Genomic DNA, 14,961 nt, shown 5'->3' with positions numbered 1-14,961 from the left:
TTCAAAGGGCGGTCTGTCGTTTTGCGCGCGCCTGGGCAATGGCAGTCACCAGCATGTCACCGGTCACCGGCTTGCGCAGGAAGCCATCGAACCCAGCCGCCAGGACCTGGGTCTCAGCGTAGGCATCGGAACGTGCGGTGACCGCCACCAGGGGTAGTTCATAGCCCATGGTGCGCAGCTGGCGGGCGATGGCGGTGCCGTCCAGCGCCGGCAGATCAAGATCGAGCAGGCCCACGTCAAAGCCATCGGTGGCGATCTCCGAAAGCGCGCCCAGGCCATGCAGCACGTGCACCACGTCGTGCCCACGGCCACGCAGCAGGCCGGCGATGACCTCCGCCACGGTCGCGTCATCCTCCACCAGCAGGATGCGCAGTGGCGGCAGCATCGGCAGCACCGGCGATTCGCCCGGCGCATTGGCGGCCTGCCGGATCCAGGGCAGCGGCAGCCACACCCGGAAACGCGCGCCCTTGCCCAGCTGGCTGTCTACTTCGATGCGTCCGTTCATGGCCACAGCCAGCTCCTGGCAGATCGCCAGGCCCAGCCCGCTGCCGCCATAGCGCGACGCAGTGCGCGGGCCGTCCGCCTGTTCAAAGCGATGGAACAGGCGGTCCTGCTGCTCGGCGTTGATGCCCGGGCCGGTGTCATGCACTTCGAAGCAGAGGCCGCCGCCGTTCTCCTCCAGTCGCACGGCCAGGCCGACGTGCCCACGCTCGGTGAACTTGATTGCATTGCCCAGAAGATTAAGCAGGATCTGCCGCACGCGCATCTCGTCGCCGCTGACGCTGACCGGCCCCGGCGGATCGCTTCCACGCTGGAACTCCAGGTTGCGCTGCTTCGCCATCGGCTGCATCAACGCCTGCACCTGGTCAAGCAGGCCGGCCAGATCGAACGGGCGCAGGTCCAGCTCCAGTCGGCCGGCCTCGATGCGGGCCAGATCCAGCGCGTCATTGACCAGCCGCAGCAGGTGGCTGCCAGCCTGCTGGATCGAGCCTGCATAGCTGCGCTGCACCGCATCCAGCGGGGTGGCCAGCAGCAGTTCGCTCATGCCGAGCACACCGGTCATCGGCGTGCGCACCTCATGGCCCAGCGTGGCCAGGAACCGGCTCTTGGCCTGTGAGGCCTGCTCTGCCAGCTGCTGCTTGTGCACGGTCAACTGCCATTGCTGGCGGCGGCGCAGGCGCGCACGGATCGACCACACCAGGATAAGCAGCAGCAGCGAGCCGATCAGCAGGTAGCCGAAGATCGCCATGCCGCTGCGCCACCAGGGTGGCAGCACCTTCACCTGCAACTGCTGCGAAGGCGTCCACGCGCCACTGGCCGTGGCCGCCTGGACTTCAATGACGTAGCTGCCGGTCGGCAGCCGCGACAGCGTGCGCTGGCCGTCACCGCCCTGCTCCACCCAGTTCTGGTCGTAGCCCTGCACCCGGAAGCGGTAACGATTGCCCTCCGGATTGGCATAGGAAAGAAGTCGCGCATCGATCTGCAGATCACGATCGTCCGGCCCCAGCAACAGCGTGCCGGTGGTCGGCAGCGGTTGCCAGCCACGGGCATCATCGCGCCGCACGCGGACCTCGGCGATCACCAGCGACGACGGCGGCAACACGGCATCGGCAGCATTCACATCGAACACCACCAGGCCGGTCTGGGCCACCGCGAGCACACGACCATCGGCATTCACCGCCGGCGGCCGGCTGGTGAACTCGGCGTCGGGCAGGCCATCGCGTTCGTTGAACTGCTGCAGGCGGCGCGCCTTCGGGTCCCACCGCAGCAGGCCACGTGGCGTGGTCGCCCACAGGCGGCCATCTTCGGCCAACGCCAGTCCTCCCATGCTCACCGACGGCACGCCAGCACTGCCATCGATGCGCTGGATCAGGCGCAGGCTCATGCCATCCCACTGGTAGCGCTCGAGCGCGCCCTGGCGGGCCAGCCACAGCTGCTGCGGATCCACCCACACCAGATCGTAGATCAGCCCACGCGAAACGCCCGGCACCGCTTCGAAACGCCCGGCCTGTTCACGCCAGATCCCCATGTCGCCCATCACCCAGGCCTTGCCCTGGGCATCAAAGCGGATCTGCTCAACCGGTGAATCGGCCGTCTTGCGGAGATCCTCCAGCGGGAAACTACGCAGCACGCGGCCATCGGCGCTGCGCTGCTGCAGGCCCAGGTTCATTACCGACAGCCAGACCGTGCCATCGGGGGCCTGCCGCATCAGATCGATGCGCTGGCGCAGGTCGGCCCCTCCATCGATATGCCAATCGTGCAGCGCGCGGGTGGCCGGGTCGTACACGCTGATGCGGCCGGCACGCCCCAGCCACAGGCGCCCGTCCGGCCGCGGCAGCACCGACCACACCGCCCCGCTGCCGATCTCGCGATCGCTGGCCAACAACTTCAGCACTCCCTGCGCGTCCAGCTGGTACACGCCATGCGCTGAGCCGACGTAGTAATTCCGGCCATCACTGGCTGCACTCAACAGGTACTGGCTGTCCAGCGGCTTGCCGTCAAGCTGGTTCCAGATCGAAAACCGGCGCCAGTCCGGCGGCAGGTAGGCCAGGCCCTGGGTCAGCAGCGCCACCCACAATCCGCCCTCATGGTCCTGCATCAGATCAAGCACACCACTCTGGGCAGTGAGGAAACCACTGCCACGGTCGCCGTCCAGCCGCCGCAGCATGCTGGCATCTCCGCGCAACAGGCCATCGGAGGTGCCCGCCCAGTAACCGCCTTGGCGATCGGCCAGCACCAGTGCCGAACGCAGGCGTGCACTGTCGGTCCAGCGCGGACGGCTGACCCGGTCCTGCGCGTCGATACGGTAGAGGCCGTCGTTCTGGCTGCCGGCCCAGATCGAGCCATCGGGGTCGCGGCTCAGGCGCAACACACTCAGCGCCCCCAGTTCGCGCGGCGCGACAGCCTCGAATCCAGTCCCGTTCCAGCGCGCAATGCCCGCCTCGGTGCCGATCCACAGGCGCCCCTGCGCATCGACCAGGCTGCTGTAGATGGTATTGCTGGGCAACCCACCAGGACGGGCCGGATCATGCTCGAAGAAGCGCAGGCTGCCGTCTTCACCGAAACGGCAGACGCCATGCCCACTGGTGCCGATCCACAGTGCATCCTCGGCGTAGGCCAACGTCCAGAACTGGCTCATGCAGGGGCCGTTGACCGCATCGAAGGTCTTGAAGTGCTCGCGGTCAGCATCCAGCCGGGCCACGCCCTTGCCATTGATGCCGACCCAGACGCGGTCCAGGGGATCGACCAGCAGGGTCTCGATCTCGTTGCCCGGCAGCGATCCCGGCTGCTCCGGATCATGTTCCCAGACCCGCAGGCTGCCGCCGTCATAGCGCACCAGGCCACCATCGGTGGCAGCCCAGATATGGCCCTGGCGGTCTTCGGCCAACGCCAGCACCATGCGCGAGGGCATGCCTTCGGCGGCACCGAAACGGCGCAGGCGCGGTGTTTCCGCCATGTCCAGGGCCGTGGCCGCCGTGGCGAACGCCATCAGCAGCAGCCCCATTCCCGCGATGCCTCGGCACCACCGGCGCCAACCGCTCGTCATCCTGAACCCCCTGTCCTGTCCCGATTGTCACACAGGGCCGGCTTCATGGCTGCAACAGCCTGTTTCCACCGGTGGACCCACCACGAACTGTTGCAGCCATGCACGCAACGTTGGCAGGGGGCTGTGCGTATGATCGCAACGTCCCCCTTTCCGGAGCCCGCCATCGATGCGTCCCTGCCTGGCCCTGCTGCCGATGCTGCTCGCCACCGCCCCCGCCTGGGCGGATGCAGATACCTATCGCCTCGATCCGGTGCATACGCGTGTGCTGTTCACCATTGACCACGCGGGTTACTCGCAGGCGATGGGCACGGTCTCCGGCAGTGAGGGCCGCCTGCAGTTCGATCCCGACAACTGGCGCGAGGCCACACTGGATGTCGAGGTCCCCGTGTCGCGACTGGACCTGGGTGATGCCAAGTGGAACCAGGCCACGCTGGCCCGCAGCCTTCTGGATGGCGAGCGTTTCCCGAAGGCACATTTCGTCTCCAGCCGGATCGAACCGATCGGTGCCAGGCGGGCCCACGTGATCGGCACCCTGACCCTGCGCGGGGTCAGCCAGGAGATCACGCTGGACGTGACCCTCAACGCCATCAAGCGCTATCCCCTGCCCCCGTTCCGACGCACCGCCGGTTTTTCCGCCAGCACCACGCTGAGCCGGCGCGCGTTCGGCATCACCGCCTGGCCGGGCGTCATCGGTGATGCAGTACAGCTGAGAATCGAGGCTGAAGCCACCCTCGACCGCAGCGACGCCCCGGGAACTCCCGCTCCCGTTCCACACTCCGACCCCAAGACGGCCCCCTAGAGGACCCTTCATGACCGCCAAGAACACCCCCGCCGCCTGGGGGAGTGTCAGCCAGATCCTGCATTGGTTGATCGCATTGCTGATCCTCGCCCTGGGCGTGGTCGGCCTGACCATGGGCGAACTGCCCAAGACCCCCAAGTATTTCTGGGTCTATACCGCGCACAAGTCGATCGGCATCACCGTGCTGGCGCTGGTGCTGTTCCGCCTCGGCTGGCGCCTGTATGCCGGTGCCCCCAAGCCGGTGCCGGGCGTGCCCAGCTGGCAGGAACGCATCGCCAGTGCCACCCATGTGCTGCTGTATGTGCTGATGTTTGCCATCCCGCTGTCGGGCTGGCTGTACGACTCGGCCAGCGGCCTGCGCCCGTTCCGCTGGTTCGGCCTGGTTGACGTGCCCAAACTGAGCGGCCCAGACCCGCAGGTCGTTGCGGTGTCCCATGCCATCCACGAATACGGCTTCTGGCTGTTGATCGCGGTGGTGCTGGCCCATGCCGGCGCTGCCTTCTACCACCACCTGTTCCAGCGCGATGCAACCTTGTCCCGCATGTTGCCGCGTGGCTGGCTCACCTCCCCTCAGAAGGACTGACCGATGAACCTGAAACTGACCACTCCGGCCGCCGTGGCCGCCGCCCTGGCCGGCATGCTGGCCACCGCTCCGGCACTCGCTGCCGACTACGCGCAGGCCCCCGGCGCCGGCTCGATCCTGGTGTTCGCGACCAAGTACGACGGCGAAGTGTTCACCGGCAGCTTCCCGGGCTTTGCCACCAAGCTCAGCTTCGACCCGGCCAACCCGGCCGCCGGTTCGCTGGACGTGGTGATCCCGCTGGCCGGCGCCAAGAGCGGCAACAGCGACCGCGATTCGACCCTGCAGACCGCCGACTTCTTCAACGTCGGCAAGTTCGCCACCGCGCGTTACACCGCCAAGGGCTTCCGTGCCGTCGGCAATGACCAGTTCGCCGCCGATGGCACGCTGGAACTGCGCGGCGTCAGCAAGCCGGTCACGCTGACCTTCACCTGGAAGCCAGGCACCCAGCCGGTACTGACCGGCAAGGCCACGGTCAAGCGACTGGACTTCGGCGTCGGCGGCGGTGACTGGGCCGACACCAAGACCATCCCGGATGAAACCGCGATCAGCACGATCGTGAAGTTCGACGCGAAATTCGCAAGGGGCGGGGGCACGGCTCGGGCCGCATCCTGTAGAGCCGAGCCATGCTCGGCTGCCGTCCAGGTCGCGCTGCGCGCGTCAGCCGAGCATGGCTCGGCTCTACAGTGAGCTTTCAGCCAGCCAGGCCTGCACCGTGGCCGCGTCGAACGGCCAGTCCAGCTCACGGTCACCGCGCTCGTCGCGCAGCACCGGCACCCGCGCGCCATAGCGCGATTCCAGCGCCGGCTGGTCATCCAGGAACACCGATTCGAACTCCGGCGCCCTGGCCTTGGCCAGCTCGGCCAGGGCCATGTCGCACAGGTGGCAGTCGTCACGCTGGAACAGGGTCAACACCGGTTTTGCTCCCTCTGCCGAAATGCTGCGCCGCAGCCATGGAAGTGCGGCATGAACCGCTAGAATAGCGGTCTCTTCCGGTACCCGCAGTACGGCAACCATGGCTGTCAGCACGTTCGACGTTTTCAAGATCGGCATTGGCCCGAGCTCCTCGCACACCGTCGGGCCGATGAAGGCCGCCGAGCGATTCATCCATCGCTGGCTGCTCGATCCGGGCCGCCTGCACGAGGTCGCGCGCATCCGTGCCGATGTCTACGGCTCGCTGGCGCTGACCGGCCGCGGCCATGGCACCGACAAGGCGATCCTGCTCGGCCTGGAAGGTCAGCGGCCCAACCTGATCGACCCGGACATCATCCCGGCCACGCTGGAGCGCATCCGCAGCAGCAAGCGCATCCAGCTGATGGGCCAGCACGAGATCGCCTTCGACGAAAAGCGCGACCTGGGCATGAACAAGCGCCAGAAGCTGCCGTACCACACCAACGGCATGCGCTTCACCGCGTACAACGCCGAGGACGAAGTGATCGCCACCCGCGATTACTACTCCGTCGGTGGTGGCTTCGTGGTCAACCAGGACGACGCGGCCGATGACCGCATCGTGCCCGACGAAACCCCGCTGCCCTACCCGTTCAAGAGCGGCGACGAGCTGCTGGCGCAGACCGCGCGCAGCGGCCTGAGCATTGCCCAGCTGATGTTCGAGAACGAGAAGTGCTGGCGCAGCGAAGACGAGATCCGCGCGCAGCTGCGCGAGATCTGGAGTGCGATGCAGTCGTGCGTGGCGCGCGGCATCCGCGAGGAAGGCGTGCTGCCGGGTGGCCTGAAGGTGGGCCGTCGTGCGCCGGCGCTGTACCGTGAGCTGTCGTCGAAGCCGGAAGCAGCGATGCGCGATCCGCTGACCACGCTGGACTGGGTCAACCTCTATGCGCTGGCGGTGAACGAAGAGAACGCCGCCGGTGGTCGCGTGGTCACCGCGCCGACCAATGGTGCAGCCGGCGTGCTGCCGGCGGTGCTGCACTACTTCGATCGCTTCTGCCCGGGTGCGAACGAGCAGCGCGTGTTCGACTTCCTGCTGACCTCGGCGGCGATCGGCATTCTGTACAAGGAAAACGCCTCGATTTCCGGCGCCGAAGTCGGTTGCCAGGGCGAAGTGGGCGTGGCCTGCTCGATGGCGGCCGGCGGCCTGGTCGCCGCCCTGGGCGGCAACCCCAGCCAGATCGAGAATGCCGCGGAAATCGGCATGGAACACAACCTCGGCCTGACCTGCGACCCGATCGGCGGCCTGGTGCAGATTCCGTGCATCGAGCGCAACGCGATGGGTGCGGTGAAGGCAATCAATGCCTCGCGCATGGCGATGCGCGGCGACGGCAAGCACAAGGTGTCGCTGGACAAGGTCATCAAGACCATGCGCGATACCGGCCGTGACATGCAGGACAAGTACAAGGAAACCAGCCGCGGTGGGCTGGCGGTGAACGTCATCGAGTGCTGAGTTGTAGCGCCGAGCCCCTGCTCGGCTGATGGGCTAGCCGAGCAGGGGCTCGGCTCTATCCCGGACGACACCGTCACCGCGTTCCGGTTAGGCTCGGGGCTCCCTTGCCCCGGACTGCCCCATGCGCGTGATCACTGCCGCCCTGCTTGCCTGCCTGCCGCTGTCCGCCCTGGCTGCGCCGACCTATGGACCACGCCTGGAAGGCTTCGACTACGGCTATCCGGTGAAGACCTTCGCACTGGAATCGCAGCGGCAGCCGCTGGAAATGGCCTACCTGGACATCGCGCCGAAGAAGGCGCCCATCGGTGTGGTGGTGCTGCTGCACGGCAAGAACTTCTGCGCGGCCACCTGGAAGGAATCGATCAAGCCAGTGGTTGCCGCCGGCTACCGGGTGATCGCCCCGGACCAGGTCGGCTTCTGCAAATCCAGCAAGCCCGAACGTTACCAGTATTCGTTCTCGCAGCTGGCCGCCAACACCCATGCCCTGCTGCAACAGCTGCAACTGGGCGATGTGCCGGTGCACATGGTCGGTCATTCGATGGGGGGCATGCTGGCGGTGCGCTACGCACTGATGTTCCCGCAGGACCTGCGCAGCCTGTCGCTGGTCAACCCGATCGGACTGGAAGACTGGAAGGCGTTGGGCGTGCCGTGGCGCAGCGTGGACGCGTGGTACGCCGGCGAATTGAACATCAGCTATGACAGCATCCGCCGCTATCAGCTGGAGGTGTACTACGACGGCAAATGGAAGCCGGCCTACGAACCGTGGGCGCGGATGCAGTCGGGCATGTACGAAGGCCCGGGCAAGCAGGCTGTTGCATGGAGCCAGGCGCTGGCCTCGGACATGGTGTTCAACCAGCCGGTGGTCTACGAACTAAAGAACCTGCAGGTGCCGACCACGTTGTTCATCGGCCAGAAGGACCGCACCGCGATCGGCCGTGACCTGGCGCCGCCTGCAGTAAAGGCGACGCTGGGCAATTACCCGGTGCTCGGCAAGGCCGCGGCCTCAGCGATTTCCGGCTCGAACCTGGTCGAGTTTGCCGAACTGGGGCATTCGCCGCAGGTGCAGGACCCGAAGCAGTTCAACAGCGCATTGATGAAGGCGTTGAAGTCTCGCTGACCGGCAGGCGTGCCCCTGTAGAGCCGAGCCCACGCTCGGCTCATCCGGCAGGATGGGGATTCTGTCAGGAGCAGCCGAGCGTGGGCTCGGCTCTACAGAAGCGGTGCGATCAACCCACGATCCGCAACACATCATCCAGCAGCGCGGCGGCGGTGACTTCCGCGCCAGCGCCCGGGCCCTGGATCAACAACGGCTGGCGCTGATAACGGTCACTGTGGATGGCTACGCGGTTGTCGGTGCCCGCGCCCTGCGCCAACGGGTGATCGGCCGGCAACTCGCGCAGGCCCACCTGCGCACCCGCGCCATCGACACGGCCAACGAAACGCAGCACGTGGCCGTTGTCGCGCGCCTGCCGCCAACGCGCCTGCAACGGCGCATCCAGCTGCTCCAGTGCCGCCAGTGCATCCTCCAGCGGCAACGCTGCCAGCGTTTCAGGCACCAGTGAATCCACCTGCACCTGCGAAGCATCCAGCGCCAGCCCGCTGCTGCGGGCCAGGATCAGCAGCTTGCGCCGCACGTCTTCGCCGGACAGGTCCAGGCGCGGATCGGGCTCGGTATAGCCGGCCGCCAACGCTTCGCGCACCGCCGCCGAGAACGGCGACTGGCCGTCGTAACGATGGAACAGCCACGCCAGCGAACCGGACAGCACACCCTCGATGGCATGGATGTGATCGCCACCGGCCACCAGCGCGCGCAGGCTGCTCAGCAGCGGCAGGCCCGCGCCGACGGTGGCGCTGTCGCCATAGCGCGCACCACTGTCGGCGCAGCTTTCGGCAATCGCCTGCGCGCGTGCGAGCTGCGCACCACGGCCCAGCTTGTTGGCGGTCACCACGTGCACGCCGCGTGCCAGCCACTGCACGTGGCGTGCGGCCACGTCTTCGCTGGCGGTGGCATCGACCACCACGTCGCCACGTTCCAGTCCTTCGGCGCTGGCCCACGGCGGCGAACTCTGGCCATCGCGCGGTGCACGCCGTGCCAGCTCCAGCGGCAACACCAGGTCACGATCGATCTCCAGCGCAGTGCGTGAATTGGCCAGCCACTGCACGCTGGGCAGTTCCAGCCCACGCGCCCGCAATACCTGATAACGCTGCACGAAGGCCGAGCCGACCGTGCCAGTGCCGAGCAGCGCCAGGCGTCCCACGCCCAGCGCAGGAATGTCAGCGGCGAGCGCGCTCATGCATCCACCACCTGTTTGCGGCGCGCGGCTGCATCGATCACGGCTTCGGCGCGCTGCAGCGCGGCACCGAGATCGGCCAGCAGGTCACGCTCGGCCTCGATGCCGACCGACAGGCGCAGCAGCCCTTCGCTGATGCCGGCGGCGGCACGTGCTTCGGCGGTCATCGCCGCATGGGTCATGGTGGCCGGATGCGCGATCAGGCTTTCGACGCCGCCCAGCGATTCGGCCAGGGTGAAACAGCGCAAGCCATCGACGAAGGCACGCACTGCGGCATGCGGATCATCGCCTTCGCAGTCGGCCAGTTCGAACGACAACATCGCGCCAAAGCCACTTTGCTGGCGTGCGGCGATGGCATGCCCGGGGTGATCGGCCAGGCCCGGGTAGTAGACCGTACCGACCGCCGGATGCTGGTCCAGCAATGCAACGATCGACGTGGTGTTCTCCTGATGCACGCGCAGGCGCGCATCCAGCGTGCGCAGGCCGCGCAGGGTCAGGAAGGCATCGAACGGCGAACCCGTCAGGCCCAGCGCGTTGCCCCACCACACCAGCTGCTCGTGCAGTGCCGGATCGCGCGCGACTACCGCGCCGCCCACCACATCGCTGTGGCCGTTGATGTACTTGGTGGTGGAATGCAGCACCAGGTCCGCACCGAACGACAGCGGTTGCTGCAGCGCCGGCGACAGGAAGGTGTTGTCGACCACCACCAGGGCACCGGCCTTGTGCGCGGCTTCGATGACGAAGCGCAGGTCGGTGATGCGCAGCAGCGGGTTGGACGGGGTTTCCACCAGCACCAGCTTCGGCTGGGTGGCCAGCGCCTGCGCCAGCGCGCGCGGATCGGTGAGGTCGGCGGTGACCAGTTCGAAGTGGCCCTTCTTTGCCAGCGCGTTGAACAGGCGCCAGCTGCCACCGTACGCATCGTGCGGCACGACCAGGGTGTCGCCCGGCTGCAGCAGTGCGTTCAGCACCAGGTTGATCGCGCCCATGCCGGTGGCGGTGACCACACCACCAACGCCGCCTTCCAGTTCGGCCAGCGCCTCACTCAGCAGGTCGCGGGTGGGGTTGCCACTGCGCGTGTAGTCGTACTGGCGCTTGTTGCCGAAGCCTTCAAAGCTGAAGTTCGACGACAGCACGATCGGCGGCGTGACCGCGCCATGCGCGGTGTCCCGATCGATGCCCGCACGGACGGCGGCAGTGGTGCGGCTACAGGACGGCTCGTTGGCGTGCAGGCTCATGCGGACTCTCCAGAAGTGCGGAAGGCGGTGGCAAGGATCGCGTCGATGCGATCGGTTTCTTTGAGGAAGGCGTCGTGGCCATAGGGCGAGCGCAGCACGCGCAGGCTGCCGCGCGGGCCCAGCCCTTCGACCAGGCCGACCAGGTCGGCCAGCGGCACCAGGCGGTCGCCCTCCACGGCCACCACCACGGTCGGTGGCAGGATCGCGGCGGGGTCGACGCGGTGCAGGTCGATCGATTCGGACAGGCGCAGGTAGGCGGTCACCGGCGTGCGCGCGACGTACTGCGCGCCGGCAGCGTCGAGATAGTCTTCGGCAGCTACGCGCACGCGGCCATTGATGACTTCCGGCGCGGCGTCGAAGCGCTCGCCGAACTCTTCCGGGGTGCGGTAGCTGAGCATGGCGAACTGCCGGGCCAGCGCCAGGCCATGATCTTCGCCGCACTGCAGCTGGCCCAGCGCCACGGCGCGGCGCTGCAACGCGCGCCAGGCGGCGGCATACGGGTGCGGACGATGCGCACCGCTGGCCAGCACCAGCTGGCGCACGCGGGCACGATGACGGATCGCGAACTGCTGGCCGACCAGCGCGCCATACGAATAGCCGATGAAGGCCTTCAGCGTGCGGATACCGAGATGGTCCAGCAGCAGGGCCAGCGCATCGGCCTGGTCGGCGGTATCGATTGGCACGTCCAGCGCACCGTCGGCGCCGATGAAGTCGAACGCCAGCACGCGCAGTTGCTGCGGATCCAGCGTGCGACCACTGCCGACCAGCTCTTCGGCCCAGCCCTTCTCGCTGAACTGTGCGTTGGAGGCCACATGGCGATGCGCGGAGATGCCGCCGGCCAGTACCACCACCGGCGCGTTGGCCGGGCCGACCCACTCGTAGCGCAGGCGCACCGGGCTGGGGCCGGCATGACGCATCGACAGCACCGCGGCGAACTCACCGCGCTCGGCATGCACACGGTCTTCGACCGGCACGCTGACGGGGACAAAGGGTTCGGGGCGAACGGCGGTACTGGCGGCGAAGCTCATGGCGGGATCCGGTTGGGGAATCGGCCATCGAGCCTTCGCGGGGCCCGCGTTCGAGATGCACGTGTGGTGCATGGTTCGAACCATCTTTCGGTGGACGCCACGGTCCCCGCAGGATTTGGCACCTACGCGGACGCTTGCGCGCCTGCGGGCTGCCCCGGCTTCAAAGGGCCTGTCCCTCTGCCGGTCTCGATGGTGAGGCCACGATGCCAGCCCTTTCCGGCACTGTCAATCCCTTCATGCGGATAAAGCGATGAATATTTTCAGGTCCACTCTGCGAGGGCTGTCCCGGTCGCCCCGTTCAGGATCGGGTACAGTCCCGGCGGTCCTCTCGCTGGAACCGCCGATGCCACGCCTGCCCCTGACCTGCCTGCTGCTGTCCCTGCTGGCGAGTGCGACGGCCAGCGCCGGCGACTGGCGCCAGGGCTGGGGACTGGTGCCTCCTCCCGCTTCTGCCGCCCGCGCAGGCGATGCCGAGGCTGCCGCACCGATGGCCCAGCTGCGCCTGCAACCGGTCGGCACGCAATGGCAGGCCCGCATCGACAACACCCTGGCCGGACCGCTGCAGATCGAGTTGCGCGCTGCACCCGGACACCCGGTCGAAGGGCTGCCGGTCCAATCGCTGATCCAGGGCGACAGCAGCCTGGTGGTCGGCCACCTGCCTGCCCCGCTCGACGGCCGCATGCTGGACCTGCGCCTGCAGTCGGTACCGGGCAATCCGGCCGCACAGGCCGAGGATGTGGCCTATCGGCTGCCGTTCGACGCGGCCCGTCCACGCGTGGACCAGGCGCCGCAGGGCCGGTTCAGCCACGACGACGAGGAAAACCGCGATGCGGTCGACTTCGCGCTGCCTGAAGGCACGTTGGTGCTGGCCGCACGCGAGGGCACGGTGATGCAGATCCAGGATGGCTTCCGTGGCAACGGCCAGGACCGCGAACGCGATGGTGGCCGCGCCAACTTCATCCGCGTGCTGCACAGCGACGGCAGCATGGCCCTGTACGGCCACCTGCAGGCTGGCGGCATGCGCGTGCGTCGCGGCCAGGCGGTGGGGGCCGGGCAGCCGATCGGCCTGTCCGGCAACAGCGGCTACAGCAGCGCGCCGCACCTGCACTTCGTGGTGCAGGTCAACCGCGGCATGGGCCTGCGCTCGGTGCCGGCACGCATCTTCGCCGAGCAGGGCCAGCTGCAGTTCGCCCGCCACGGCGAGGCCGACGGCGGCATCGGGCGCTGACCGGCCCCGGCCGGTATAATCGGGCGCTTATCTCTTTGAAAAGCGCCCCGGGCGGGCGCCACTGCCATGTCCGAAGTCGCCAACGAAGCGTCGCGTCGCCGCACCTTCGCCATCATTTCCCACCCTGACGCCGGCAAGACCACGCTGACCGAAAAGCTGCTGCTGTTCGGAGGCGCGATCCAGATGGCCGGTTCGGTCAAGGGCCGCAAGGCTGCCCGCCACGCCACCTCCGACTGGATGGCGCTGGAAAAGGAGCGCGGCATCTCCGTCACCTCCTCGGTGATGCAGTTCCCGTATGAAGGCAAGATCGTCAACCTGCTCGACACCCCCGGCCACGCCGACTTCGGCGAGGACACCTACCGCGTGCTGACCGCGGTGGACTCGGCGCTGATGGTGATCGACGTGGCCAAGGGCGTGGAAGAGCGCACCATCAAGCTGATGGAAGTCTGCCGCCTGCGCGACACCCCGATCATGACCTTCATCAACAAGCTCGACCGCGAGGGCAAGGACCCGATCGAGCTGCTGGATGAAGTGGAAACCGTGCTCGGCATCCAGTGCGCGCCGGTGACCTGGCCGATCGGCATGGGCCAGCGCCTGAAGGGCGTGGTCCACCTGCTGACCGGCGAAGTGCACCTGTACGAACCAGGCCGCAACTTCACCCGCCAGGACTCGACCATCTTCCCGTCCATCGATGCCCCCGGCCTGGCCGAGAAGATCGGTGCACAGATGCTGGCCGACCTGCGCGACGAACTGGAACTGGTGCAGGGCGCCAGCCACCCGTTCGACCTGGAGGCCTACCGCGCCGGCAAGCAGACCCCGGTGTTCTTCGGCTCGGGCGTGAACAACTTCGGCGTGCAGCCGCTGCTGGACTTCTTCGTCGAGCATGCCCCGTCGCCGCAGGCGCGTTCCACCACCGGCCGCGAGATCGCCCCGGAAGAGAACAAGCTCACCGGCTTCGTGTTCAAGATCCAGGCCAACATGGACCCGCAGCACCGTGACCGCGTGGCGTTCATGCGCGTCTGCTCGGGCCGTTTCAGCGCCGGCATGAAGACCTTCCACGTGCGCACCGGCAAGGAAATGAAGTTGGCCAACGCGCTGACCTTCATGGCCAGCGATCGTGAAATCGCCGCCGAAGCGTGGCCGGGCGATGTGATCGGCATCCACAACCACGGCACCATTTCCATCGGCGATACCTTCACCGAAGGCGAAGCGGTCACCTTCACCGGTATTCCGAACTTCGCCCCGGAACTGTTCCGTCGCGCACGCCTGCGTGATCCGCTCAAGCTCAAGCAGCTGCAGAAGGGCCTGGCCCAGCTGTCCGAGGAAGGTGCGACCCAGTTCTTCCGCCCGCTGACCAGCAACGACCTGATCCTGGGTGCGGTCGGTGTGCTGCAGTTCGACGTGGCCGCGTACCGCCTGAAGGACGAGTACGGCGTGGAAGCCACCTTCGAGCCGGTCAGCGTGACCACCGCGCGTTGGGTCCACTGCAGCAACGAAAAGAAGCTGGAAGAGTTCCGCGAGAAGAACGCACTGAACCTGGCCCTGGATGCGGCCGGACACCTGGTCTATCTCGCACCGACCCGGGTCAACCTGCAGCTGGCACAGGAACGTTCGCCGGATGTGCGCTTCTCGGCCACCCGCGAAGCGGCGCATACCGTTTCGGTGGGCTGAAGCCAAGGGGTCGGATCCCTTTCCGCAGGAAAGGGCTCTGACCCCAGCGCTGCCGGGGCTTCATCCACGCATGGAGTGGATCTACCATGGACCCGGCGCAGGCCGGCAATTCATCAACCATACGGTGACGGGCGTGCAGACGCCGCCCATCGCGGCGATGATAGGGGGGTGCGGGTCCCCCTCC

Annotated in this window: 11 protein-coding genes, 1 pseudogene and 1 riboswitch; of the genes and pseudogenes, 7 read left to right on the top strand and 5 right to left on the bottom strand. The window is 67.4% G+C overall.

Annotated features, from left to right (window positions below; translation table 11 throughout):
* Position 1: 1 nt before the first annotated feature.
* Positions 2-3,547, bottom strand: a complete 3,546-nt coding sequence (locus AC13FN_RS13930; RefSeq protein ID WP_049435242.1) for a hybrid sensor histidine kinase/response regulator — start codon at positions 3,545-3,547, stop codon at positions 2-4.
* 166 nt (positions 3,548-3,713) lie between these two features.
* Here AC13FN_RS13930 and AC13FN_RS13925 point away from each other — a divergent pair, with 166 nt between their 5' ends.
* The 3 genes and pseudogenes from AC13FN_RS13925 to AC13FN_RS13915 all read left to right on the top strand — a co-directional run.
* Complete coding sequence (locus AC13FN_RS13925; protein ID WP_482984951.1) at positions 3,714-4,346, top strand: YceI family protein; 633 nt, start codon at positions 3,714-3,716, stop codon at positions 4,344-4,346.
* Positions 4,347-4,356: 10 nt separating this feature from the next.
* On the top strand, positions 4,357-4,929 hold the full coding sequence (locus AC13FN_RS13920; protein WP_010482755.1) for a cytochrome b: 573 nt from the start codon (positions 4,357-4,359) through the stop codon (positions 4,927-4,929).
* 3 nt (positions 4,930-4,932) lie between these two features.
* Positions 4,933-5,502 (top strand): annotated as a pseudogene (locus AC13FN_RS13915) (YceI family protein); the annotation flags it as partial.
* A 105-nt stretch (positions 5,503-5,607) separates the two neighbouring features.
* Here the strand turns inward: AC13FN_RS13915 and AC13FN_RS13910 are convergent.
* Positions 5,608-5,841 carry a glutaredoxin family protein gene (locus tag AC13FN_RS13910; RefSeq protein WP_010482753.1) on the bottom strand — a complete coding sequence of 78 codons (234 nt, stop codon included), beginning with the start codon at positions 5,839-5,841 and terminating at the stop codon, positions 5,608-5,610.
* Positions 5,842-5,941: 100 nt separating this feature from the next.
* Here AC13FN_RS13910 and AC13FN_RS13905 point away from each other — a divergent pair, with 100 nt between their 5' ends.
* Both AC13FN_RS13905 and AC13FN_RS13900 read left to right on the top strand, forming a co-directional pair.
* Positions 5,942-7,324: an L-serine ammonia-lyase gene (locus AC13FN_RS13905; protein WP_010482751.1), complete on the top strand. Its 1,383-nt coding sequence runs from the start codon at positions 5,942-5,944 to the stop codon at positions 7,322-7,324.
* Between the two features lie 121 nt (positions 7,325-7,445).
* Positions 7,446-8,441: an alpha/beta fold hydrolase gene (locus AC13FN_RS13900; RefSeq protein WP_054172328.1), complete on the top strand. Its 996-nt coding sequence runs from the start codon at positions 7,446-7,448 to the stop codon at positions 8,439-8,441.
* Positions 8,442-8,550: 109 nt separating this feature from the next.
* Here the strand turns inward: AC13FN_RS13900 and AC13FN_RS13895 are convergent, their stop codons facing one another.
* From AC13FN_RS13895 to metX, 3 genes are read right to left on the bottom strand one after another with little or no spacing between them, the layout of a single operon-like run.
* Positions 8,551-9,618: a homoserine dehydrogenase family protein gene (locus AC13FN_RS13895; RefSeq protein ID WP_054172329.1), complete on the bottom strand. Its 1,068-nt coding sequence runs from the start codon at positions 9,616-9,618 to the stop codon at positions 8,551-8,553.
* Positions 9,615-10,850: an O-succinylhomoserine (thiol)-lyase gene (locus AC13FN_RS13890; RefSeq protein ID WP_482984952.1), complete on the bottom strand. Its 1,236-nt coding sequence runs from the start codon at positions 10,848-10,850 to the stop codon at positions 9,615-9,617. Before AC13FN_RS13890 ends, AC13FN_RS13895 begins: the two co-directional genes overlap by 4 nt.
* On the bottom strand, positions 10,847-11,878 hold the full coding sequence (gene metX, locus AC13FN_RS13885; RefSeq protein ID WP_054172331.1) for a homoserine O-succinyltransferase MetX: 1,032 nt from the start codon (positions 11,876-11,878) through the stop codon (positions 10,847-10,849). Before metX ends, AC13FN_RS13890 begins: the two co-directional genes overlap by 4 nt.
* Positions 11,879-11,955: 77 nt before the next feature.
* Positions 11,956-12,074: riboswitch (SAM riboswitch) on the bottom strand.
* A gap of 147 nt (positions 12,075-12,221) precedes the next feature.
* On the opposite strand from metX, the gene AC13FN_RS13880 reads away from it, so the two are divergent.
* Both AC13FN_RS13880 and AC13FN_RS13875 read left to right on the top strand, forming a co-directional pair.
* The gene (locus tag AC13FN_RS13880) at positions 12,222-13,106 is read left to right on the top strand and encodes a M23 family metallopeptidase (protein WP_482984953.1); all 885 of its coding nucleotides are present in this window, start codon (positions 12,222-12,224) and stop codon (positions 13,104-13,106) included.
* Between the two features lie 66 nt (positions 13,107-13,172).
* A complete protein-coding gene (locus AC13FN_RS13875; protein WP_010482745.1) occupies positions 13,173-14,777 on the top strand; it encodes a peptide chain release factor 3 in 1,605 nt (534 codons plus the stop codon).
* Positions 14,778-14,961 lie beyond the last annotated feature (184 nt).

Source organism: Stenotrophomonas sp. 115C5 (assembly GCF_056861055.1).
Note: the sequence above shows the minus strand (reverse complement) of the source record. Positions and strands in the feature narration are given on the sequence as shown.

What these genes read in the sequence shown, in the direction of transcription:
- AC13FN_RS13890 (WP_482984952.1), bottom strand. Translation starts at nt 10,850, where the DNA reads ATGAGCCTGCACGCCAACGAGCCGTCCTGTAGCCGCACCACTGCCGCC.
- metX (WP_054172331.1), bottom strand. Translation starts at nt 11,878, where the DNA reads ATGAGCTTCGCCGCCAGTACCGCCGTTCGCCCCGAACCCTTTGTCCCC.
- AC13FN_RS13875 (WP_010482745.1), top strand. Translation starts at nt 13,173, where the DNA reads ATGTCCGAAGTCGCCAACGAAGCGTCGCGTCGCCGCACCTTCGCCATC.
- AC13FN_RS13900 (WP_054172328.1), top strand. Translation starts at nt 7,446, where the DNA reads ATGCGCGTGATCACTGCCGCCCTGCTTGCCTGCCTGCCGCTGTCCGCC.
- AC13FN_RS13920 (WP_010482755.1), top strand. Translation starts at nt 4,357, where the DNA reads ATGACCGCCAAGAACACCCCCGCCGCCTGGGGGAGTGTCAGCCAGATC.
- AC13FN_RS13895 (WP_054172329.1), bottom strand. Translation starts at nt 9,618, where the DNA reads ATGAGCGCGCTCGCCGCTGACATTCCTGCGCTGGGCGTGGGACGCCTG.
- AC13FN_RS13905 (WP_010482751.1), top strand. Translation starts at nt 5,942, where the DNA reads ATGGCTGTCAGCACGTTCGACGTTTTCAAGATCGGCATTGGCCCGAGC.
- AC13FN_RS13925 (WP_482984951.1), top strand. Translation starts at nt 3,714, where the DNA reads ATGCGTCCCTGCCTGGCCCTGCTGCCGATGCTGCTCGCCACCGCCCCC.
- AC13FN_RS13880 (WP_482984953.1), top strand. Translation starts at nt 12,222, where the DNA reads ATGCCACGCCTGCCCCTGACCTGCCTGCTGCTGTCCCTGCTGGCGAGT.
- AC13FN_RS13930 (WP_049435242.1), bottom strand. Translation starts at nt 3,547, where the DNA reads ATGACGAGCGGTTGGCGCCGGTGGTGCCGAGGCATCGCGGGAATGGGG.